This window comes from Streptomyces sp. UNOB3_S3, assembly GCF_020740895.1.
Classification (GTDB): domain Bacteria; phylum Actinomycetota; class Actinomycetes; order Streptomycetales; family Streptomycetaceae; genus Streptomyces.
In genome coordinates this window covers 1-21,838 of record NZ_JAILXP010000045.1, presented here as the reverse complement: position 1 = coordinate 21,838, position 21,838 = coordinate 1, and the positions used below count along the sequence as shown (strand labels likewise).

The window sequence follows — 21,838 nt, the reverse complement described above, 5'->3', positions numbered from 1 at the left end:
TCCTGCACGGTGTCCGACCGGCAGGCAGTTGTCCATCCCCGTGCCGAGGTCTTCCCCCGGCGCGGTGTTGCCGTCCGTCGCGGGGGCGGCCGATTCCTCGGCCGCCCGGCGCGGGCGGCGTACGGGCCTTGTCAGTCCCGCGTGCCCTGGTCGCTCACGAGCGTGCCGATCTTCTCACCCTTGACCGCGCGGGCGATGTTGCCCGCCGTGAGCAGCTCGAAGACGAGGATCGGCAGCTTGTTGTCCATGCACAGGCTGATCGCGGTGGCGTCGGCGACCTTGAGGCCGCGGGCCAGCACCTCGCCGTACTCGAGGGCGTCGAACTTCACCGCGTCGGGGTTCTTCTTGGGGTCGGAGTCGTAGACCCCGTCGACGCCGTTCTTGCCCATGAGGATCGCCTCGGCGTGGATCTCCAGGGCGCGCTGGGCGGCGGTGGTGTCGGTGGAGAAGTAGGGCATGCCCATGCCCGCGCCGAAGATCACGACGCGGCCCTTCTCCAGGTGGCGCACAGCGCGCAGCGGGATGAACGGCTCGGCGACCTGGCCCATGGTGATACCGGTCTGGACCCGGGTCTCGACGCCTTCCTTGGCCAGGAAGTCCTGGAGGGCGAGGCTGTTCATCACGGTGCCGAGCATGCCCATGTAGTCCGAGCGGGCACGGTCCATGCCGCGCTGCTGGAGCTCGGCGCCGCGGAAGAAGTTGCCGCCGCCGATGACCACGGCGATCTCGTAGCCCTCGCGGACCACGGCGGCGATCTCGCGGGCGATGGCGTGCACGACATCGGGGTCGACGCCGAGTCCACCGCCGCCGGCGAAGGCCTCACCTGACAGTTTCAGCAGGAACCGACGGCGATTGCCCTGGTCGGTGCCGGTGTCACCGGCGGCCTGCGTGGCGTCCGCGCCCTGATTCATTGGAGTTCTCCTCGTGCACATACGAAGAAGGCCACTGCCGGATGGATCCTTTCGGTTCCCTCTGCGGCAATGGCCTCCTCGTCACATCAGCGGCCGGCCGGTGAGCGGCCGACTGCGTACGACCCTAGCGGGTCGCGGGTCATTCGCTGCCCTGCGGACGGCTCAGGCGCCGACGCGGATGCGCGCGAAGCGCTTCAGCGTGACACCGGCCTCGTCCAGGATCTTCTGGACGGTCTTCTTGTTGTCCTTGGCGAAGGGCTGGTCCAGCAGGACCTGCTCCTTGAAGAAGCCGGTGACGCGACCCTCGACGATCTTCGGCAGGGCGGCCTCGGGCTTGCCCTCCTCGCGAGCGGTGGCCTCGGCGACGCGGCGCTCGTTCTCCACGACCTCGGCCGGGATGGCGTCACGGGTGAGGAACTTCGGGGCGAAGGCGGCGATGTGCTGCGCGACGTCCTTGGCGACCTCGGCGTTGTCCTTGTCCAGCTCGACCAGGACACCGACCTGCGGGGGCAGGTCCGCGGCGGTGCGGTGCATGTAGGCGTAGACCTTGCCGTCGGCGAAGTGCGCGAAGCGGTCCACGACGATCTTCTCGCCGAGGGTGGCGTTGGCCTCGTCCACGAACGCCTGGACGGTCTTGCCGGCCTCGATCTCGGAGGCCATGAGGGCCTCGACGTCGGCCGGGGCGGCCTTGGCGATGTGGGCGGCCAGAGCGTCGGCGACGGTGATGAACTTCTCGCCCTTGGCGACGAAGTCCGTCTCGCACTTCAGCTCGACGATGACACCGGAGGTGTTGTCGTCGGCGATGAGGGAGGCGACGGCGCCGTTCTCGGTGGTGCGGCTCTCGCGCTTGGCGACGCCCTTCAGGCCCTTGACGCGGACGATCTCGACGGCCTTCTCGAGGTTGCCCTCGGCCTCGTCGAGCGCCTTCTTGCAGTCCATCATGCCGGCGCCGGTCTGCTCACGGAGCTTCTTGACGTCAGCGGCGGTGTAGTTCGCCATCCTTCAATCCTTCTCGTGCACTGCGCCCCGCCGCGCCACCCGGGCGTCCGGCAGGGCTGGTCCGTCTTGAGGTCACCACACCTGTCGGCTCCCGTCCCGCTGACGGGGTCCGACAGTGGATCCGCCGGGCGACGGCGGGGGCACCGGGCCCCCGCCGTCGTCCGGTGCGGCAGAGCGTCAGGCCTGCTCGGCGTCCGCGGCCGGCTTCTCAGCCTCGGCCTCGGCGGCCGGAGCCTCGTCCTTCTTCTCGCCCTCGAGCAGGTCGCGCTCCCACTCGGCCAGCGGCTCGCCGGCGGCCTTGTCGGCCTTGACGTCACCGGTGGCGGCACCGGAACGGGCGATGAGGCCCTCGGCGACGGCGTCGGCGATCACGCGGGTGAGCAGGGTGACGGAGCGGATGGCGTCGTCGTTGCCCGGGATCTTGTAGTCGACCTCGTCGGGGTCGCAGTTGGTGTCGAGGATGGCGACGACCGGGATGCGGAGCTTGCGCGCCTCACCGACGGCGATGTGCTCCTTCTTGGTGTCCACGACCCAGACGGCGCTCGGCACCTTCTGCATCTCGCGGATACCACCGAGGGTCTTCTCCAGCTTGGCCTTCTCGCGGGAGAGGACCAGGAGCTCCTTCTTGGTGAGGCCGGAGGCGGCCACGTCCTCGAAGTCGATGAGCTCGAGCTCCTTCAGGCGCTGCAGGCGCTTGTAGACGGTCGAGAAGTTGGTGAGCATGCCGCCCAGCCAGCGCTGGTTGACGTAGGGCATGCCGACACGGGTCGCCTGCTCGGCGATGGCCTCCTGGGCCTGCTTCTTCGTACCGACGAACATGATGGAGCCGCCGTGCGCGACGGTCTCCTTGACGAACTCGTAGGCGCGGTCGATGTACGACAGCGACTGGAGCAGGTCGATGATGTAGATGCCGTTGCGCTCCGTGAAGATGAAACGCTTCATCTTCGGGTTCCAACGACGGGTCTGGTGACCGAAGTGGACGCCGCTCTCCAGCAGCTCCCGCATCGTGACGACGGCCATGGCCGCGCTCCTTGAATTACTCGGTTCCACGACGGCCGGGCGGCCGCCGCTCCTGACGCCCCGACGCGCCTGCCGCGAACGTTTCCCTTGTGAGGAGCCGTTCCACGGACCGAGAGACACGGCCACCGTGCTGCCCGAGAGGGTCTGACGCGTCAGTGGCGGGGCGTGCGAAGTCGACCCGGTGACCCGGATCGCCATGAGAAGTGTACGGGACTGGAGAACCCGCGGGTGACGGCGTTGTCCACAACCCGCGAGTAGTCCACAGATCCGGGTCAAGATCCCCACGCTTCGCCGGTCCCCGCCATGGTTACTCCATGCGACGACGACCAGACTCCCCGCCCGGACGGTGCGGTACGGCCGGGCGGGCACTCACGCTCTGCGCGCTCACGTTCCTGATCACGTTCCTGATCACGTTCCTGACCTGCGCGACGGCCGTCTCCGGCCCCGCTCCCCCGACCCCCGGGCCGCCGGGGCCACCGAGGTCATCGGCGGCATCAGGGGCATCGGAGCCATCAGGGCCTTCGGGTCCCGGAAGCGACCGGGCCTGGCCCGTGGCGGGCGCCCGGGGTACGCGGCCCCTGGTCCTGCGGGCCTGGGAGCCGCCCCCGGCGCGCTGGGCGGCGGGCCACCGGGGCGTAGACCTCGCGGCCGGTCCCGGACAGCCGGTCCGGGCGGCCACCCCGGGGCGGATCTCCTTCGCGGGCCGGATCGCGGGGCGCGGCGTGGTGTCCGTGGAGCTCGCCCCCGCGCTGAGGACGACATACGAGCCCGTACGGGCGACGGTGCGCGAGGGCGACCGCGTCGGCGCCGGCCAGACGATCGGCGTCCTGGAGGCCGGCTCGCCCCACTGCCCGGGCCACGGCTGCCTCCACTGGGGCCTGCGCCACGGGGAGGACTACCTCGACCCGCTGACCCTCCTGCCCCCGTGGATGCTGCGCCGCGCCCCGTCCCGGCTGTGGCCGGTGGAGGGAGCGCTCGGCGCGTTCTCAGCCGCAGACGCCTCGCAGGGCCATGGCGACGGCCGCCTCCGTGATCCGGTCCGGTTCCTCCGCCGCGCCGAGCTCGATGCGGCGTACCGCGGCGTCGACGACTCCCTGGAGGAGCATGGCCGCCAGCCGGGGCTGGTCGTGGCCGAGGGTCTCCAGGGCCTCGACGACCATGGCGACCAGGCCGCCGTGGGCGGCGCGGATCTTCTCCCGGGCGCCGGCGTCCAGCTCACCGGCGGAGATGGCGACCACGGCCCGGTGGCGGCGGTCGCCGACGAGCGACAGCTGCTGCCGCACATATGCCTCGATCTTCCCCCCGGGCGTGTCGGCGCGCTCCATGGCGGCCTCGACCTCCGCCGCCCAGACGGGGAAGTCCACGGCGCACAGCTCTTCGACGACGGCGGCGCGGGAGCGGAAGTACTCATAGACCGAGGACCGCGCGAGTCCGGTGCGCTCGGCGAGGGCGGGGAAGGTCAGGGCCTCCGTTCCGCCTTCGGACAGCAAGGAGCGCGCGGCGTCCAGGAGGGCGCCGCGCTGCATCGTCCGGTGCTCGGCCACTGAGGCCGCTCGAATCCTGGGCACGGACCCACTTTACGGACACACCACGTCGGGGACGACGCTGGAGGGACGATTCAGCGTCCGACGTCCGCGAGCTTGGCCCTCAGCTGGAGGACCGACTTGGTGTGGATCTGGCTGACCCTGCTCTCCGTGACCCCGAGCACGTGCCCGATCTCGGCGAGGGTGAGCCCCTCGTAGTAGTAGAGGGTGACGACGGTCTTCTCGCGGTCGGGGAGGGTGTTGATCGCGCGGGCCAGCAGCCTGCGCAGTTCGTGGTCCTCGGCCACCTCGACGGGGTCGTCGGCGGCGGTGTCCTCCAGGGTGTCCATCAGGCTGAGCCGGTCGCCGCCCTCGCCGCCGACGTGCAGCAGCTCCTCCAGGGCCACCACATTGGCCAGCGACAACTGGCTGAAGACGGAGTGGAGTTCCTCCAGGGAGATGTCCATCTCGGCCGCGACCTCCGCCTCGGAGGGGGTGCGGCGCAGGGCGGCCTCCAGGGTGGCGTAGGCGCGTTCGACGGCGCGGGCCTTCTGCCGGACCGAGCGGGGGATCCAGTCCAGGGCCCGCAGTTCGTCGATCATGGCGCCCCGGATGCGGGTGATCGCATAGGTCTCGAACTTGATGGAGCGGGTGGGGTCGAACTTCTCGATGGCGTCGATCAGGCCGAAGATCCCGGAGGAGACGAAGTCGGCCTGCTCGACATTGGGCGGCAGCCCGACGCTGACGCGGCCCGCCACGTATTTCACCAGGGGTGAGTAGTGAAGGATCAGTTGCTCCCGCAGCCGGTCGTCGCCCGAGGCCTTGTACGACCGCCACAGCTCGTCGAGCGTCGAGGGTGCGGGAGGGCGCACGGCGCCGCGCGCTGCGGGCGGTGCCGCCGCGCGGTCGGACCCGGAGGTGTGCTGGGGCATTCGTCGTTTTGAGCCGTTCTGCTGTGACTTGGACCGGGTGGTACGAATGGATGGATTCCGTGAGCGTAGCGTGACCGTGGCGCTGCGGTGAGCGATGAGGCCCCTTCGGTAGGGATGGAGGGGCGCGGATGTCCTCCGCGGGTCCGCGTTGCGCGGCGGCGGCCATCGGGACACCCGGGGCCGCACGGAGCCCGCCGTATCGGCCGGCTCGGCCCGCCCCTTAACCCTTTCACCCGATCACCCCAGGTCAAGCACCGCCTCGCCGCACACCGGGGCGCCGTCCGAGGGGCTTGGGGGTCCCGGAGGTTGACGCCGCGTCAGCCAACTGCCAGAGATCGCCCAGCCGTTCCACGAACCCCAGCGCCTGGAGTTCGTACAGACTGCCGAGTGCCCGGTCCCGTCCCATCCCGGCGTTCCGGGCGATGAGCTCGAGCTCGGCGCCGCCTTTGCCGGGGACGGCTTCCAGTGTTCTGGCGGCCGCTTCGGGCAGCAGGTCCCTGGCCACGACGGGTCCTTTCCGTTCGGGGGCCAGTTCGCCCATGGCGCCGATCAGCTCGGTGATCTCGTCGGCGTCGGTCACCAGACAGGCCCCTTCGCGCAGGAGTTCGTGGACGCCGGCGGAGAGCCCCGATGTCACGGGCCCGGGCACTCCCATGGTGTGCCGGCCCAGCTGTCGCGCGCGGCGCGCGGTGACGAGCGAGCCGCTGCGGTATTCGGCCTCCACGACCACGGTGCCCCGGGTGAGCGCGGCGATCACGCGGTTGCGCAGGACGAAGCGGCTGCGCGTGGGGTGTCCGCCAGGCGGCAACTCGGCCAGGACGAGCCCTTGTTCCGCGATCCGGCCGAGCAACTCGGTGTGCCCGCGCGGATAGGGCACGTCGATTCCCGAGGCCAGCACCGCCATGGTGGCCCCGCCGGCGGCCAGCGCGCCCCTGTGGGCGGCCCCGTCGACGCCGAAGGCGGCCCCGGAGACGACCACCCAGCCGCGTTCCGCGAGTCCGGAGCCGAGGACGGCCGCCACATAGGAGCCGTAGTCGGTGCAGGCGCGGGCTCCGACGACGGCGACCGACCGCAGTGCCCACAGTCGTACGTTCGGACTGCCGTGGACCCAGAGGCCGATGGGGCGGGCGTCCCCCAGGTCGTCGAGCTGTCCGGGCCATTCGATGTCGCCCGGGCAGATGAAGCGCCCGCCCATCCGGGCGACGGTGGCGAGGTCGCGGGCCGGGTCGCGGTGCGCGGCGCGGGCCCGGCAGCCTTCGAGCCGGTCCGGGCGGGCCCCTTTCGGTGGTGGTCCCGTCCCGGTCAGGCCATGCAGCAGGGCCTCGGCGCCCAGCTCCCTCAGCCAGCGGCCCACGTGTTCGTCGCCCGGTTCCGTCAGGCCGGTCAGCGCGGCGCGCGCCAGCCGCTCCCGTGGTCCGGGCCCGCTCATGGCAGGCCTCCGGCGGGGACCGCGCCACGCCGGACGCCCGTGCGCAGCTCCAGTGCCTGGGCGACGTCCCCGGCGTCGGGCCGGGGGTGTCCGGCGAGGTCCGCGACCGTCCAGGCGACCCGGAGGACCCGGTCCAGCCCCCGCGCCGTCAGCAGTCCGCGCTCCATGTCCCGTTCGGCCTCGGCGAGGGCGCCGGGTGGCACGCTCCAGCGGGTGCGCAGCTCATGGCCCGGCACTTCGCTGTTGGTGCGCCAGGGGGTGCCGGTGTACCGGGCGGCGGCGCGTTCGCGGGCGAGGCGGACGCGCGCGGCGACGTCGGCCGTGGACTCCGCCGGGGGGCCGGTGAGCTCCGAGCGGGCCACGGGTTCGACGGCCACTCTGAGGTCCACACGGTCCATCAGCGGCCCGGACAGGCGCCCCAGATAGCGTTTGACCGCCCGGGGTGGGCAGTCGCAGCCGTCGCCGGTCATGCCGCGCCGGCCGCAGGGGCAGGGGTTGGCGGCGAGGGCGAGCAGAAAAGCCGCCGGGAGGCTCATCACTCCGCCGGTGCGGGCGACGACGACGTGTCCGGACTCGAGCGGCTGGCGCAGGGCGTCGAGCACTCTGCCGGAGAACTCGGGGGCCTCGTCGAGGAAGAGTACGCCGTTGTGCGCGAGGGAGACGGCTCCCGGGCGGGGCAGCCCGGAGCCGCCGCCGATCAGCGCGGGCATGGAGGCCGAGTGGTGGGGCGCGCAGTAGGGGGCGCGGTCGATGAGGGGCTGGCCTGCGGGCAGGGTCCCGGCGACGGAGTGGACCGCCGTGACTTCGAGTGACTCTTGGGGTGTGAGGGGCGGGAGCAGTCCGGGGAGCCGTTCGGCCAGCATCGTCTTGCCGGCTCCCGGGCTGCCCATGAAGAGGAGGTGGTGGCGTCCGGCGGCGGCCACCTCCAGGGCCCGGCGGGCCCGGGCCTGTCCGGCGACCTCGGCGAGGTCGGGCGGGCGCTCGCCGGCCCGGGCCCCGAGCCCGCCGCCGGCTCCCGGTACGGCCAGCCCCGCGAGCATGGGGTCGGGCCGCCCCTCCCCCGGTGGCTCCTCGTCCTCCTCGGGGACGGGCTCGTCCGCCAGTACCGCGATCAGCTGGCGCAGGCTGCGGACGCCCAGCACGGAGACCCCGGGCACCAGGGCGGCCTCGGCCGCCGTGCGTTCGGGGACGACGACCTGGCGGTATCCGGCGTCGGCGGCGGCCAGGACGGCGGGCAGGACGCCGCGCACGGGGCGGACCCGGCCGTCGAGGCCCAGCTCGCCGATCATCATCAGGTCCGCGATGGCCCGGGGATCGATCCGCTCGGCGGCGCCGAGGACCGCGCAGGCGACGGCGAGGTCGAAACCGCTGCCGCCCTTGGGCACGGAGGCCGGGCTGAGGCCCACGGTGAGCTTCTTCTGCGGCCAGTCCGCGCCCGAGTTCACCACGGCCGCCCTCACCCGGTCCCGGCTCTCGCTGAGGGATTTGTCCGGCAGTCCGACGAGGGTGAAGGCGGCGACTCCCGGCTCCAGGTCGGCCTGGACCTCGACCACCACGCCGTCCACCCCGGCCAGGGCTACCGAGCACGTCCGCGCGAAGCCCATCACGCCACCCCCTTGGCGTGCTCGACGAGGGGCGCGCCCCGGTCCGGGACGACCACGCCCACGAGATCGATGCGCACCCCGCCCGGCGGGGCTCCGCCGTGCCCGGCCAGCCATCGCTCGGCAAGCTCGCGCAGCCGTCCGGCCTTGGTGGCCGTGACGGCGGCCATCGGGTGTTCGAACCGCCCCGTTCGGCGGGCCTTCACCTCGCAGACCACCAGGACGTCACCGTCCAGAGCCACGATGTCCAGCTCACCTGCGCGGCAGCGCCAGTTGCGGGCCAGCACGGTCATCCCGGCCTCGGTCAGCCGGCGCGCCGCCAGTTCCTCCCCGTACCTGCCGAGTCCCCCTCGGGCGTTCATCGGCACCACCTCCGGTGCCGACTATGGCGCGCCCGCCCCCAAGTTTTGGATCTTGGTGGACAACTCCGCGGTTGTGGAAAACCCCGTCACCCGATCAGAGAAGAACACCCCCGGACGGCCAGATCACGTCCCCGGCAGATCGAGATCGGTCTTGTTGAGCTCCTCGATGTTCACGTCCTTGAACGTGAGCACCCGGACCTGCTTCACAAAGCGCGCCGGCCGGTACATGTCCCACACCCACGCGTCCGCCATCGAGACCTCGAAGAAGACCTCGCCCTGCACCGAGTGCACCTGCATCTCGTAGTCGTTCGTCAGGTAGAAACGGCGCTCGGTCTCGATCACGTATTTGAACAGACCGACGACGTCGCGGTACTCCCGGTAGAGCTTCAGCTCCATCTCGGTCTCGTACTTCTCGAGGTCCTCGGCGCTCATGGCATGTTCCCCTTCAGCCGTGCGTCCCCCCATTGTGCGTCAGGCGCGCTCGGTCTCCAGGAGCACCGGCGTACTCGGGGGTCCCTCGTCGAGCAGCGCCCGCAGCAGCCCGGCGAGTCTGGTCGGATACACCGTCTCATGCGTCGCGAGCAGTTCTTCGCAGGTCCACCAGCGCAGCCCGGACAGGCTGCGCCGCTCCAGCTCCGTCCCGCCGCCGGACCAGGTGGGCCGCTGCGCGGTGCGGGCCAGGTAGTAGCGCTCGTCCTGGTCCCAGCGGCGGCCGTCGAAGGGGAAGGAGCAGCGGCGCGTCCAGAGCACCGGGCCGAGTTCGATCTCGGTGATCCCCGTCTCCTCGGCCAGCTCACGGCGCGCGGCCTCCTCCCAGCCCTCGTCGCCCTCCAGTCCCCCGCCGGGGGTGAACCACCAGGTGGTGCCGGGATCGTCCGGTTCGTAGCCGTGCAGCAGCAGAATCCGGTCGTCCGGGTCCAGCAGGACGACCCGGGCGGCCCGGCGCGGGCCGCCGCCACCGGTACCGGCCGCCTCAGCCATGGGAAAACCCGCACGCCTCAGGCATGGCGAAGCCTGCCCGCCTCACCCATGGGCCACCGCCGCCTTCCCGCCGCGTGCCGCCCGCTGCGCGAGCGCGCCGACCGCCGCACCTCCCAGGATGAGCACCGCGCCCACCACCACGCACGTCGTGATCAAGGGCAGCGGCCCCGGCCTGGACGTGCCGCCGGGCAGCCCGGCGAAGGCACCGGGGCGCTCGATCATGCCCCAGCCGGACACCGGCCAGGCCCTGGCGTCCACCCGGGCCCGTACGGCGTCGCGCGGCACCGTGCCCTGTCCCCCGTCGGCCAGGTGGCTGCGGGAGTCCAGCGAGTCGGAGCGGTGGTCGCCGAGGAGGAACAGCCGGCCCTCGGGGACGGTGGCCGAGAAGCCGGTGGGCGAGGCCGGGCCGGAGCCCTCCAGATAGGGCTCCTCCACGGGCTCACCGTTGATCGTCAGACGGCCCTGCTTGTCGCAGCACTCCACGTGATCGCCGCCGACGCCGACGACCCGTTTGACCATCGGGACGTTGCCCCAGACCGCGTCCTCGAAGACGACGACGTCCCCGCGCCGCACCTCGCCGCCGTCGATCCGCTGGGCGAGGATCCGGTCGCCGCGCCCGATCGTGGGCGCCATCGAGTCCGTGGGCACGGTGTAGGGCCGGTACACCAGGGCGGCCCAGCCGAAGCCGCCGAGGAAGAGCAGAGCGCCGACGGCCACGGCCAGCCCGGACAGCATCCTGCCCGCGCGGCCGTGGCCGTCGGCGCCACGTTCCACTGTGCTCATCGCGTCCCCATCCCCGCCGTCCGCCGGTCCGACGGAACCGCACCCTACCCGGGGGTACGGGCATCGGTCAGCCCCTGGCGGAGGCCGATGGGGAGCGGGCCGTCACCCCTTCGCGGCGGGGACGACCACGATGGACCGCCCGGTCTTCCGCAGGGCCCGGCGACGGCGCCACAGCACCAGCGGCACCGCGCCCGCGAGCCCGAGCGCCGACGGCGCGGCGGCGGCCGCCGCGTTCAGCCCCGGCTGGTCGAACGTGCTGGGGACGGGCAGCGTGGACCACCGGTTCACCGGCCAGGCGACGACGATCGCGCGGCCGACGACCTCGTCCTCCGAGACCGTGCCCTGGAAGCGGTCGAGCTCCTGGTGGTAGCGGGAGTCGAGGGAATCCTGGCGGTGGTCGCCCATCACCCAGATCCGGCCCTGGGGCACCTTGATCGGGCCGAAGGGCTTGTCGCCGCAGGGCGTGTTCCCGGGGAAGATGTACGGCTCGTCGAGGGCCTTGCCGTTGACCGTCACCGGCTCGTTGTTGCCCTTGCACTCGACGGTGTCGCCGCCGACCGCGATGACCCGCTTGATCAGGTCCTTCTCCTCGGCCGAGGGCATCAGGCCGATGAAGCTGAGCACCTTCTGGAGGCCACTGGCCACCGGGCCCTGGTCGGTGGCCGGGCTCTCGCCCAGCCAGCCGCCCGGATCGTGGAAGACGACGACCTCGCCGCGCTCGGGTTTCGAGCCGAACCACGGGGTGAGCTTGTCCACCAGCACCCGGTCGCCGCGCTGGAGGGTGTTCTGCATCGACTCGGAGGGAATCGAGAACGCCTGCACCAGGAAGGTCTTGATGAGCAGCGCGAGCACCAGCGCGATGCCGATGAGGAGCGGCAGCTCCTTCCAGAAGGATCGTTGCTTCTTGGGCTCGTCGCGGCGCGCCCCGCGGCCTTCGCCGCCGCTTCCGCCGCGCCCCGCGCCGTCCTCGGACGCGGGGGTCTCCGAGGACGTCACCGTCGTGGCGTCCTGGCCGGGCCCGGCCGTCTGGGACCTGGCCTCCTGCGGCGCGTCGCCGCCGGACGGCCCCCCGGACGGCTCATCCGTCCGCTCTGGCCGCCTTTCGGGCTCTCCGTGACCGGAACGCGCGCCGACCGCCACATCCCCCACATCCACTCCTCACTCCACGCTGCCGCCCGCGATACGTAGGACGCAGGCCCATCACTCCCATAACGAGCGGGAGTTCCGCAGGGGTCGGGAGCAGGATCAATCCTTCATGATCCATGGGGGACAGACTATGCGGCGAACCGCCCGCTCGCGCATCCGCGCGCGGCGCGTCCCGCACCGAAGCGTACGTGCCCGGCTCGGTCAGCCGCCGCCAGTGGTCCAGCGGCCAGGCGATCAGCACCGCGCGCCCCACCACCAGGTCCTCCCCGACGGTTCCCTGCCCCGGCTGGTCCAGGTGGTAGCGGGAGTCGGCCGAGTCGGAACGGTGGTCGCCCATGACGAAGAGCCGGCCCGCGGGGACCTTCACGTCGAACGTCATCTGGGAAGGAGGATTTCCCGGATGGACGTAAGGTTCGTCGAGCGGCGTTCCGTTGACCGTGATTTTGCCGTCCTTGTCGCAGCACTTGACCCGGTCGCCGCCGACGCCCACCACACGCTTGATGAGGTCCTGCTCGTCGGCCGAGGGCAGCAGCCCGATGAAGGTGAGCGCCTCTTTCGCCTGTTTGACGCCCACCGGGTCGTGGCGGGACTTCCACTCGTCGCCGAGCCAGCCCCCGGGGTCCTTGAAGACGACCACGTCGCCGCGCTGCGGCCGGGTCCCGAACCAGGGCGTCAGCTTGTCGACCAGCACCCGGTCGCCGATCCGGATGGTCTCCTCCATCGAGCCGGACGGGATCACGAAGGCCTGGACGAGGAACGTCTTCAGCACCAGGGCGATCAGCACCGCGACGCCTATGAGGATGGGCACTTCCTTCAGCACCGAGCGCTGCCGCCGGCGCCGCTGCTTCCTGGCCGTCCGTTTGGCGGCCCTGCGCCGCTCCGCGCGTCCCCCGGTCCCCGGGACCGGCCGGTCCGCGGGCGCCGCCGCCGGGCGGGCGGCCGGCGCGGCCGTGCGGACGCCGCCGGGGCGGCCCCTGCTACCCATGCGGGCCGCCTCCCCCGTGCCCCTGGCCCGGGCCGGGTACGTCCGCGAAGGCGCCGGTCCGGCCCAGCGAGGTCATCCGGCCCAGCGGCCAGCCGATCCAGTCGGCGCGCCCGATGACGCGGCCGACCGGAACCATGCCGCCGCCCGGCTCGCCCAGATGATCCCGGGAGTCACGGGAGTCGCTGCGATGGTCACCCATGACCCATAGCTTGCCCTCCGGCACCACCACATCGAACGGAACCTGGGAGGGAACGTCCCCCGGGTAGAGGTACTCCTCCAGCACCGGACGGCCGTTGATCTCCAGCCTGCCCCACTTGTCGCAGCAGCGGACCCGGTCGCCGCCGACGCCGACGACCCGCTTGATGTAGTCGGTCTCGGAGGGCCGCATCAACCCGACGGCCGCCGCGCCCTTGCGGATGACCGTGGTCACCGCGTTCTCCTCGGGCCGCTCCTGGACGAAGGAGTCCGTGCCGTCGAAGACGATCACATCGCCCCGGCGCGGCGCGTCCCCGAAGCTGTAGGCGAGCTTGTTGACGAGCACCCGGTCGCCGACCTGGAGGGTCTTCTCCATCGAGCCGCTGGGGATCAGGAACGGCTGCACCACATAGCCGCTGACCAGCAGCAGCGAGACCAGACAGAAAGAGAGCAGCACCCCGGCGCGGCGCAGCGGCCCGCCGCCGGTGAGCCACCCCCATGCGGCGGAAAGCCGGGAAAAACGCGCGGAGCGCGACCCCTGCTCCGTCCCCTCTGCGGGTTCGGGAGAGCGGTCGCGCTCCGGAAGCGATGCGAGCTGTGCGTCGGTGTCCATCGGGCCGAAAGCCTATCCGGCCGGTCCCGGACGCCGTCGGGAAGCTCAGTTGTCGCGCTTCTCCTTGATCTTCGCGGCCTTGCCGCGCAGCTCACGGAGGTAGTACAGCTTGGCGCGGCGGACGTCACCGCGGGTGACGAGCTCGACCTTCTCGAAGATCGGGCTGTGCACCGGGAAGGTGCGCTCGACGCCGACGGAGAAGGAGACCTTGCGGACCGTGAAGGTCTCGCTGACGCCCGCGCCCTGGCGGCGGATGACGACACCCTTGAACTGCTGGATACGGGAGCGGTTGCCCTCGATGACGCGAACGTGGACGTTCACGGTGTCACCGGGACGGAAGGCCGGGACGTCGGTGCGCAGCGAAGCGGCGTTGACGCCGTCGAGCAGGGAAGACATATTCGTCTGCTTCCTCGCCGATGCCACAGGTCATCGGCGGAATTCGTACGGAAAGTGGGAATGTGCCCCGCACACCGGGCGGGCGTCGGTCCCCCTGTGGCAGGGGCGCACGCCGGACGCAAGGCAACGGCTCATTCTTCCACGTCGGGGGCCACTCGCCCAAATCGGCCGTCCTCGCCGGGGCCCCAGCCCAGGATCGAGAGCATCTCCCGGTCCTTCTTGTCGAACGCGGCCGGGTCGGTGCGCTCGATGAGGTCGGGCCGGTTGGCGGTGGTGCGCCGGAAGGCCTCGTCGCGGCGCCAGCGGGCGATCTTGCCGTGGTGGCCGCTGAGGAGGACGTCGGGGATGCCCCGGCCGCGCCACTCCGGCGGCTTGGTGTAGACGGGGCCCTCCAGGAGGTCGGCCATGGCGCCGGGGGCGAAGGAGTCGTCGCGGTGCGACTCGGCGTTGCCCAGGACGCCGGGGAGCAGCCGGGCCACGGCCTCGACCATGACGAGGACGGGTGCCTCGCCGCCGGCCAGGACGTAGTCGCCGATGGAGAGCTCGCGTACGTCGTAGTGGTCGCCGTACTCCTCGATGACGCGGCGGTCGATGCCCTCGTAGCGGGCGGGGGTGAAGACCAGCCACGGCTTCTCGGCGAGCTCGACGGCGATCTCCTGGGTGAAGGGCTCGCCGCTGGGGGTGGGGACGACGATGGTGGGGCGCGCGTCCTCGGTGCCGGACGTGCCGGACTCGATGATCGCGTCCAGCGCCTCGCCCCAGGGCTCGGGCTTCATCACCATGCCGGGGCCGCCGCCGTAGGGGGTGTCGTCGACGGTGTTGTGCTTGTCGTGCGTCCATTCGCGCAGGTCGTGGACGCGTACATCGAGCTGTCCGCGGGCGCGGGCCTTGCCGACGAGCGAGACGTTCAGCGGCTCGAGGTACTCGGGGAAGATCGTGACGACGTCGAGCCGCATTACTCCTGGCCCTCCTCGGCGTCGCGGGAGCTCGCGACCTCGGCCTCACCGGCGTCGAGGAGGCCGCGCGGCGGGTCGACGACGGCGCGCTGCTCGTCCAGGTCGATCTCGGTGACGATCTCGGAGACGAAGGGGATCATCACCTCGGTGCCGTCCGGCCGCTCGACGATGAAGAGGTCCTGGGACGGCAGGTGGGAGATCTCGGCGATCCGGCCGACGGCGGTGCCGTCGACGGTGACGACGTCGAGGTCCATCAGCTGGTGGTCGTAGTACTCCTCGGGGTCCTCGGGAGTCTCGTCCGGGTCGATCTCGGCGATCAGCAGGGTGTTGCGCAGGGCCTCGGCGGCGTTGCGGTCGGCGACGCCGGCGAAGCGCAGGAGCAGCCGGCCGCTGTGCACCCGGCCGGTCTCGACGGTCAGCGGCCCCGTGCCCGCGGGGTCCGTGGCCAGCACGGCGCCGGGTCCGAGCCGCAGCTCGGGCTCGTCCGTGCGCACCTCTACGGTGACCTCGCCCTTGATGCCGTGGGCGCGGCCGATCCTGCCGACTACCAGCTGCACTGTCTCAATCCTTCTCGCAATGGTCTTACGAACGCGACAACGGGCCGGGAAGGGAAACCCTTCCCGGCCCGTGCCGGTGATCTGTCGCTTCTCAGCGGACCTGGTCCACGTCGACGAGGTCGACACGGATACCACGGCCGCCGATGGCGCCCACGACGGTGCGCAGGGCGCGGGCGGTGCGGCCGTTGCGGCCGATCACCTTGCCGAGGTCGTCGGGGTGGACCCGGACCTCCAGCACGCGCCCACGACGCAGGTTGCGCGAGGCGACCTGCACGTCGTCGGGGTTGTCGACGATGCCCTTCACGAGGTGCTCAAGGGCCTCCTCGAGCATCCTCAGGCCTCGGTCGACTCAGCGGACTCGGCCTCGGCGGCCTCGTCCTTCTTCTCCGACTTCTTGGCCTTCGGGGTGATGGCCTCACCCTTCGCCTCACCCGCGGCGTTCACACGAGCCTCGAAGAGGTCGCTGAAGTCGCGCTTCTTCTCCTCGGCGACCAGCATCGGGGCCGGGGCCGGCAGACCCTTGAACTTCTGCCAGTCGCCGGTGACCTTGAGGATGGCCAGAACGGGCTCGGTCGGCTGGGCGCCGACGCTCAGCCAGTACTGGGCGCGCTCGCTGTCGACCTCGATGCGGGAGGGGTTCTGCACCGGGTGGTACAGGCCGATCTCCTCGATCGCACGGCCGTCACGGCGGGTGCGGGAGTCGGCGACGACGATGCGGTAGTGAGGCGAACGGATCTTGCCCAGACGCTTCAGCTTGATCTTGACTGCCACTGGAGTGGTGTCTCCTGGTCTTGACGTGGTTGGGCACAACGAGATGCCACGTGGGGTTTGCGGTACTCGGGTGCCCGATGGACGCGTCAGCCGGAGGAGAGAGGGGTCCTATGCGACTGTCGAGTACAGCGACCCATTGTGCCATACCGTCCGGCGTTGTCGACGCCCGGGACCAGCGGAGCGGACCGGGCGCGATCGGGGACTTCCCGGACGGGGGTACCGGATGTCCCTGATCGCGACAGGTGTCCTCAGCCGACCGGGACGGCGGGCTCCGGGATCCGGAAGGGCTGCCCGCAGCCGCCGCACATGATCGGCGCCTGGGCGAGCACGGACGGCACGACGCGCACATTGCGCCCGCAGTCGCACACGGCCTTCACCCGCACCCCGCCGCCGGAGGAGCCGTGCCGCGCGGCCGGGCCCCGGAAGGTGCGCGAGGTGTCGGCGGCGGTGGCGACGGTGTGCGCCTTGAGCGCCCGCTGGAGTCTGTCGATCGTGGGCCGGTAGCGCTTGCGCGCCTCCGGATTGAGCACGACGAGCGAGAAGCCGCTGCTGGGATGCGGCTCATCGCTGTGGTCGAGCCCCAGCTCCTCGGCGATCGCCAGGAATCGCCGGTTGTGGTAGCGGCCGGCACGAGAGGTGTCCCGGACACCGCGGGCGGCCGCGATGCCGTGCACTGCCTCGTGCAGCAGCCTTTCGAAGGAGAGCTCGGCGCCGCAGGCGGACGACGACTCCCCGATCAACGATTCGGGCGCGGCTAGATCCGGCAGCTCGGGGTGGAACCGCTGAATGTCGGCCCACGCCTGCGCCAGCTCTGCGGCGAGAACAGGTGGTGTCGTGCTCACGTCGTGACAACGAGCGGGTGCGGCCCGGTGTTCCGATACCGGGCCATCCCAAATAATTTGCACGTACCAGTCAGTTTCCCGCCTCATTCGTCCTGAGGAGGGCGGGTGCGCAGAACTGCGGAGAAGGAGGGATGAGACGCTCAGCTGTTCGCAAGGTGGGACGTACTGACTCATCAGTAAGCGGCAGTACGCCCCGCTCCCGCGCCCGTACAAGCGCGAACCCCCGGACACGCGCCGCGTGAGCGCGCGCCCGGGGGCGGGTGGATCAGTAGGCGCGCGCGACGATCGCGAGGGCGCCCTCGGCGTCGTCGGACTCCGGCACCGAGCCGTCCGGCATCACCAGGCAGCGCACGGTCACGGCCTGCTCGGCCAGCTTGGCCTCGCCCTCCGCGCCCAGCGTCGCCCACGGGATCCGGGCCCAGCCGCCGGCGAGGGCGGCCTCGGCGGCCTCCTCGATGGTCGCCACGTCCGTGGTGCGGGACTCGCGGCGCTCACGCGACTCGCGCAGCAGCTGCGCCTGGTCCTCCTCCAGGACCTTCGGCAGCAGCGCGGCCAGCTCGTCGATGCGCACCGGCTCCTTGCCGCCCGGGATGCGGCGGGCCAGCATCGCGGTGCCGTTCTCCAGGTCGCGGGGGCCGATCTCGATGCGGACCGGGACGCCCTTGAGCTCCCAGTCGACGGCGCGGCGGCCGAAGGGGGTGTCGGTGCGGTCGTCGACCTGCACCCGCACGCCCGCCGCCTTGAGGACGTCACCGATCTCGCGGACCTTGGCGAGAACGGCCTCGTCGCCCTTGATGGCCAGGACCACGGCCTGGACGGGGGCCAGGCGCGGCGGCACGCGCAGGCCCTTGTCGTCGCCGTGGGACATGATCAGGCCGCCGACCATACGGGTGGAGACGCCCCAGGAGGTCTGCCAGACCAGCTCCTGCTGTCCGTCCTTGGACAGGTAGGAGGTGTTGAAGGCCTTGGCGAAGTTCTGGCCGAGCTCGTGGCTCGTGCCCATCTGGAGGGCCTTGCCGTCGCCCATCATGCCCTCGAGGGTGAGGGTGTTGATGGCGCCCGCGAAACGCTCCTTGGGCGTCTTGCGGCCGAGCACCACGTCGATGCCCAGGACGTTCACCATGAAGTCGTAGTAGACGTCCCGGTGGATGCGGGCCGCGTAGTCGCGGGCGTCCTCGTACGTGGCGTGGGCGGTGTGGCCCTCCTGCCAGAGGAATTCACTCGTACGGAGAAAGACGCGCGGGCGCATCTCCCAACGGACGACGTTGGCCCACTGGTTGATGAGCAGGGGCAGGTCGCGGTAGCTCTGCACCCACTTCGAGAAGTACTCGTTGATGATCGTCTCGGAGGTGGGCCGGACGACGACCGGCTCGTCCAGCTCCTTGCCGCCGCCGTGGGTGACGACCGCGAGCTCGGGGGCGAAGCCCTCGACGTGCTCCGCCTCCTTCGTCAGGTAGGACTGCGGGATGAAGAGCGGGAAGTACGCGTTGGAGGCGCCCGCGTCCTTGATCCGGGCGTCCATCTCCTGCTGCATCCGCTCCCAGAGCCCGTACCCGTACGGGCGGATGACCATGGTGCCGCGCACCGGGCCGTTGTCGGCCAGTTCGGCCTTGTTGATCAGGTCCTGGTACCAGCGCGGGAAGTCTTCCGCCTGGGGGGTGAGAATGGGAGCCTTTGCCATGCTGCGAATGGTACGGGGCGCGTCAGGCCGAGTGTGAATCCGTCCGCCGGCGGCCCTCTCTTCCCGGCCGCCCGTACGTCCGGCACATGCCATCGTGACGGCGGGGCAAAGCCTGGGCGTCACCCCCTGGACTCGGCGGCCGAAGCGGAGTTCTCTGGCATCGGGGGGTTCTTCGCCACGGCCCGCGGAACGGGCGTTCCCGCGGCCCTCGGCACATCGCGGCGAAGCACCGGACACGAAGACCGGATACGGGACACCGGAACGAAGCACCGGAACGAAGCACCGGAACGAAGCGATGAAGCACCGGCTGCTCGGCACGGACAGCGGCACTCATGGGGGCGGGACCACGGACCAGAAGACGTGAACCGGCGGATTGGGGCGCATTCGATGACACCAACGCTCGTGCGGCGGCACCGGCCGTCCCCGACCTCGCCCGAATCCCGGGCCCGCGACTGGGCGGAAATCCAGGAACGGATGCTGGTGCCGCTCTACGAAGCGGTGTACGAGCGCCTGGAGACCGGCCCCGGCACCCGGCTCCTCAGCCTCGGCTGCGGCTCGGGGCTGGCCCTGCTGATGGCCGCGGCCCGCGGGGCCGTCGTCTGCGGTGTGGACACCGACGGCCGCAGGCTCGCGCTGGCCCGTGAGCGGCTGCTGCCGGAGGGCGCCCGGGCGGGCGGCCCGCGCCTGGGCCTCGGCGGGCCCGAGGCCGCGACCGGGCCGGACGACCCGCTCTTCACGCTCGTCACCGCCTTCGACCCGCTCTTCTGCGCGGGCACCGGCCCCCGGGGCCTGGCGCGGGGGCTCGCCCGCGCCGCCGCGTACGCCGTGCCGGGCTCGCCCGTCGTCCTGGCCGGCTGGGGACCGCAGGAGCGCTGCGCGGCGTCCGGCGCCCTCCGGGTGGCCGCGCGCCTGGCCGATCCGATGTGCGCCCCGGCCCGCTGGCGCCCCTGCGGCCGTGACGACCTGGAGGACCTGGCCCGCGACGCCGGGCTCACCCCGGACGGCTCGGGCCGGGTCTCCTGCCCGTACGGCTACGCCGACATGGGCAGCGCGGTACGGGGCCTGCTGTCGACGGGCGCCTTCGACGCGGCGGTGCGGGCGACGGACGAGGAGCAGGTCGCCAAGGAGCTCGTCGAGGCCCTCCACCCGTATCTGCGGGGCGACGGGACGGTGTGGATGCCGAACGTGTTCCGCTATCTGATCGCCCGGGTGTAGGCGCACGGACGACGACAGCCCCCCGGCGGCGCCGGGGGGCTTCCACAGGTGTTCCAAGGGCCGGGGTCAGCCCATGAACTTCTTGAACTCGTCGGGCAGCTCGAACTTGCCGTCGGCGCCCGTCGGGAGACCCGGCATGCCGTCGGCCTGCGCCTGCTCGCGGCGCGCGGCCGCGGCCTCCGCCTCGGCCTTGCGCTTCATCGGGTTGCCGGACTGGCGCTTGCCCTTGGCCTGCTTGATCTGCTTCTTCTTGCGGGCCGCGCCACCGCCCATGCCCGGGAGGCCCGGCATACCCGGCATACCGCCGCCCTGGGCCATGCGGGACATCATCTTGCGGGCCTCGAAGAAGCGCTCCACGAGGTTCTTCACGGCGCTGACGTCCACGCCGGAACCCTTGGCGATACGGGCGCGGCGCGAGCCGTTGATGATCGTCGGGTCCTGGCGCTCGGCCGGGGTCATCGACTTGATGATCGCGGCGGTGCGGTCGACGTCGCGCTCGTCGAGGTTGTTGATCTGGTCCTTGATCTGGCCCATGCCCGGGAGCATGCCGAGGAGCTTGGAGATGGAGCCCATCTTGCGGACCTGCTCCATCTGCGACAGGAAGTCGTCGAGCGTGAACTCCTTGGGGCCCTTCGCCAGCTTGGCCGCCATCTTCTCGGCCTCGGCCTGGCTGAAGGTCTGCTCGGCCTTCTCGATGAGGCTGAGCATGTCGCCCATGCCGAGGATGCGGGACGCCATGCGGTCCGGGTGGAACGCGTCGAAGTCGTCCAGCTTCTCGCCGTTGGAGGCGAACATGATCTGCTTGCCGGTCACGTGCGCGACCGACAGGGCGGCACCGCCGCGCGCGTCGCCGTCGAGCTTGGAGAGCACGACGCCGTCGAAGCCGACGCCGTCGCGGAAGGCCTCGGCGGTGTTGACCGCGTCCTGGCCGATCATCGCGTCGAGGACGAAGAGGATCTCCTGCGGCTGCACCGCGTCACGGATGTCCGCGGCCTGCTGCATCATCTCGGAGTCGATGCCGAGGCGGCCGGCGGTGTCGACGATCACCACGTCGTACTGCTTGGCACGGGCGTGCTCGATGGAGTCCTTGGCGACCTGGACCGGGTCGCCCACACCGTTGCCCGGCTCCGGCGCGAAGATCGCGACACCGGCGCGCTCGGCGACGACGCCGAGCTGGTTGACGGCGTTGGGGCGCTGGAGGTCACAGGCGACGAGCAGCGGGGTGTGGCCCTGGCCCTTGAGCCAGTGGCCGAGCTTTCCGGCGAGGGTCGTCTTACCGGCACCCTGGAGACCGGCCAGCATGATGACCGTCGGGCCGCTCTTGGCGAACCGGAGGCGGCGGGTCTCGCCACCGAGGATGCCGATCAGCTCCTCGTTGACGATCTTGATGACCTGCTGGGCCGGGTTGAGGGCCTGGGAGACCTCGGAGCCGAGCGCGCGCTCCTTGACCTGCTTGATGAAGGCGCGCACGGCGGGCAGCGCCACATCGGCCTCGAGCAGGGCGATGCGGATCTCGCGTGCCGTGGCGTCGATGTCGGCCTCGGAGAGGCGGCCCTTGCCCCGGAGGTTCTTGAACGTCGCTGCGAGGCGGTCGGAGAGGGTATCGAACACGGTGGTCGCGGATCCTTCTTGTCGTAAGTCAAGGCGGCGGCTGACCCCCAAGGGTATCCGGCCCTCCCCGGTGCGGTCAGCCGCCCAGTGACTCCTGGACCGCCAGGGCCGTCCGGGCGGCCTCCTCGGGCGGCAGCGGGCCGCCCCCGGGGCCCGTCACATAGAACGCGTCCACCGCGCTCGCGCCCAGGGTGCTCACGTGCGCGCTGCGCACCCACAGCCCCGCGTCGTCCAGGGCGCGGCCGATGCGGTGGAGCAGGCCGGGGGCGTCCTGGGCCCGTACCTCCAGGACCGTCGCGTCCCGGGAGCCGCCGGGGGCGACGCTCACC

General features: G+C 71.5%; 24 protein-coding genes and 1 pseudogene. 2 read left to right on the top strand and 23 right to left on the bottom strand.

Annotation, left to right across the window (positions count from 1 at the left end; all coding sequences use genetic code 11):
- Positions 1-131: 131 nt before the first annotated feature.
- The 3 genes from pyrH to rpsB all read right to left on the bottom strand — a co-directional run bounded on the left by pyrH (position 132) and on the right by rpsB (position 2,930).
- A complete protein-coding gene (pyrH, locus tag K6I33_RS07665; RefSeq protein WP_229349125.1) occupies positions 132-911 on the bottom strand; it encodes a UMP kinase in 780 nt (259 codons plus the stop codon).
- A 162-nt stretch (positions 912-1,073) separates the two neighbouring features.
- Positions 1,074-1,910 (bottom strand): translation elongation factor Ts, encoded by an 837-nt coding sequence (tsf, locus tag K6I33_RS07660; protein ID WP_229349123.1) that lies wholly within the window; start codon positions 1,908-1,910, stop codon positions 1,074-1,076.
- A 177-nt stretch (positions 1,911-2,087) separates the two neighbouring features.
- Positions 2,088-2,930: a 30S ribosomal protein S2 gene (gene rpsB, locus K6I33_RS07655; RefSeq protein ID WP_229349121.1), complete on the bottom strand. Its 843-nt coding sequence runs from the start codon at positions 2,928-2,930 to the stop codon at positions 2,088-2,090.
- A 314-nt stretch (positions 2,931-3,244) separates the two neighbouring features.
- Here rpsB and K6I33_RS07650 point away from each other — a divergent pair.
- Positions 3,245-3,778, top strand: a pseudogene (locus K6I33_RS07650) (peptidoglycan DD-metalloendopeptidase family protein); the annotation flags it as partial.
- A gap of 138 nt (positions 3,779-3,916) precedes the next feature.
- On the opposite strand, the gene K6I33_RS07645 reads toward K6I33_RS07650, so the two are convergent.
- From K6I33_RS07645 to proS, 18 genes are all read right to left on the bottom strand, one after another.
- On the bottom strand, positions 3,917-4,474 hold the full coding sequence (locus K6I33_RS07645; protein WP_229349146.1) for a TetR/AcrR family transcriptional regulator: 558 nt from the start codon (positions 4,472-4,474) through the stop codon (positions 3,917-3,919).
- Between the two features lie 74 nt (positions 4,475-4,548).
- On the bottom strand, positions 4,549-5,385 hold the full coding sequence (gene whiG, locus K6I33_RS07640) for an RNA polymerase sigma factor WhiG (protein ID WP_229349119.1): 837 nt from the start codon (positions 5,383-5,385) through the stop codon (positions 4,549-4,551).
- A 247-nt stretch (positions 5,386-5,632) separates the two neighbouring features.
- The gene (gene dprA, locus K6I33_RS07635) at positions 5,633-6,814 is read right to left on the bottom strand and encodes a DNA-processing protein DprA (RefSeq protein WP_229349117.1); all 1,182 of its coding nucleotides are present in this window, start codon (positions 6,812-6,814) and stop codon (positions 5,633-5,635) included.
- The gene (locus K6I33_RS07630; RefSeq protein ID WP_229349143.1) at positions 6,811-8,418 is read right to left on the bottom strand and encodes a YifB family Mg chelatase-like AAA ATPase; all 1,608 of its coding nucleotides are present in this window, start codon (positions 8,416-8,418) and stop codon (positions 6,811-6,813) included. The genes dprA and K6I33_RS07630 overlap by 4 nt, the downstream gene beginning before the upstream one ends.
- Positions 8,418-8,777 (bottom strand): YraN family protein, encoded by a 360-nt coding sequence (locus K6I33_RS07625; RefSeq protein WP_229349115.1) that lies wholly within the window; start codon positions 8,775-8,777, stop codon positions 8,418-8,420. The genes K6I33_RS07630 and K6I33_RS07625 overlap by 1 nt, the downstream gene beginning before the upstream one ends.
- Before the next feature lie 123 nt (positions 8,778-8,900).
- Positions 8,901-9,209: a DUF2469 domain-containing protein gene (locus K6I33_RS07620; RefSeq protein WP_126916304.1), complete on the bottom strand. Its 309-nt coding sequence runs from the start codon at positions 9,207-9,209 to the stop codon at positions 8,901-8,903.
- A gap of 39 nt (positions 9,210-9,248) precedes the next feature.
- The gene (locus K6I33_RS07615; protein WP_229349113.1) at positions 9,249-9,758 is read right to left on the bottom strand and encodes an NUDIX hydrolase; all 510 of its coding nucleotides are present in this window, start codon (positions 9,756-9,758) and stop codon (positions 9,249-9,251) included.
- A 42-nt stretch (positions 9,759-9,800) separates the two neighbouring features.
- Entirely contained in the window at positions 9,801-10,541 is a 741-nt protein-coding gene (lepB, locus tag K6I33_RS07610) for a signal peptidase I (RefSeq protein ID WP_229349111.1), read from the bottom strand.
- Between the two features lie 102 nt (positions 10,542-10,643).
- Positions 10,644-11,681 (bottom strand): signal peptidase I, encoded by a 1,038-nt coding sequence (gene lepB, locus K6I33_RS07605; protein ID WP_229349141.1) that lies wholly within the window; start codon positions 11,679-11,681, stop codon positions 10,644-10,646.
- A complete protein-coding gene (gene lepB / locus K6I33_RS07600) occupies positions 11,620-12,672 on the bottom strand; it encodes a signal peptidase I (RefSeq protein WP_229349109.1) in 1,053 nt (350 codons plus the stop codon). Before lepB (K6I33_RS07600) ends, lepB (K6I33_RS07605) begins: the two co-directional genes overlap by 62 nt.
- Complete coding sequence (gene lepB, locus K6I33_RS07595) at positions 12,665-13,480, bottom strand: signal peptidase I (RefSeq protein ID WP_229349107.1); 816 nt, start codon at positions 13,478-13,480, stop codon at positions 12,665-12,667. Before lepB (K6I33_RS07595) ends, lepB (K6I33_RS07600) begins: the two co-directional genes overlap by 8 nt.
- A gap of 45 nt (positions 13,481-13,525) precedes the next feature.
- A complete protein-coding gene (gene rplS / locus K6I33_RS07590) occupies positions 13,526-13,876 on the bottom strand; it encodes a 50S ribosomal protein L19 (protein WP_229349105.1) in 351 nt (116 codons plus the stop codon).
- Between the two features lie 131 nt (positions 13,877-14,007).
- Positions 14,008-14,832 (bottom strand): tRNA (guanosine(37)-N1)-methyltransferase TrmD, encoded by an 825-nt coding sequence (gene trmD, locus K6I33_RS07585; protein WP_229349103.1) that lies wholly within the window; start codon positions 14,830-14,832, stop codon positions 14,008-14,010.
- Positions 14,832-15,389 carry a ribosome maturation factor RimM gene (gene rimM, locus K6I33_RS07580; protein WP_229349101.1) on the bottom strand — a complete coding sequence of 186 codons (558 nt, stop codon included), beginning with the start codon at positions 15,387-15,389 and terminating at the stop codon, positions 14,832-14,834. Before rimM ends, trmD begins: the two co-directional genes overlap by 1 nt.
- A 91-nt stretch (positions 15,390-15,480) precedes the next feature.
- The gene (locus K6I33_RS07575; RefSeq protein WP_005311361.1) at positions 15,481-15,720 is read right to left on the bottom strand and encodes an RNA-binding protein; all 240 of its coding nucleotides are present in this window, start codon (positions 15,718-15,720) and stop codon (positions 15,481-15,483) included.
- A gap of 2 nt (positions 15,721-15,722) precedes the next feature.
- Entirely contained in the window at positions 15,723-16,160 is a 438-nt protein-coding gene (rpsP, locus tag K6I33_RS07570) for a 30S ribosomal protein S16 (RefSeq protein ID WP_126916296.1), read from the bottom strand.
- A gap of 248 nt (positions 16,161-16,408) precedes the next feature.
- Positions 16,409-17,002, bottom strand: coding sequence for a hypothetical protein (locus K6I33_RS07565; RefSeq protein ID WP_229349099.1), 594 nt, complete (start codon positions 17,000-17,002; stop codon positions 16,409-16,411).
- 265 nt (positions 17,003-17,267) lie between these two features.
- Positions 17,268-18,683: a proline--tRNA ligase gene (gene proS / locus K6I33_RS07560; RefSeq protein ID WP_229349097.1), complete on the bottom strand. Its 1,416-nt coding sequence runs from the start codon at positions 18,681-18,683 to the stop codon at positions 17,268-17,270.
- Between the two features lie 387 nt (positions 18,684-19,070).
- Here proS and K6I33_RS07555 point away from each other — a divergent pair, with 387 nt between their 5' ends.
- Positions 19,071-19,898 carry a class I SAM-dependent methyltransferase gene (locus tag K6I33_RS07555; RefSeq protein WP_229349095.1) on the top strand — a complete coding sequence of 276 codons (828 nt, stop codon included), beginning with the start codon at positions 19,071-19,073 and terminating at the stop codon, positions 19,896-19,898.
- 66 nt (positions 19,899-19,964) lie between these two features.
- On the opposite strand, the gene ffh is transcribed toward K6I33_RS07555, so the two are convergent.
- Positions 19,965-21,509, bottom strand: coding sequence for a signal recognition particle protein (gene ffh, locus K6I33_RS07550; protein ID WP_229349093.1), 1,545 nt, complete (start codon positions 21,507-21,509; stop codon positions 19,965-19,967).
- A 76-nt stretch (positions 21,510-21,585) separates the two neighbouring features.
- Positions 21,586-21,838: ACT domain-containing protein (locus K6I33_RS07545; protein ID WP_229349091.1), on the bottom strand; the 253-nt coding region annotated here is incomplete at its 5' end.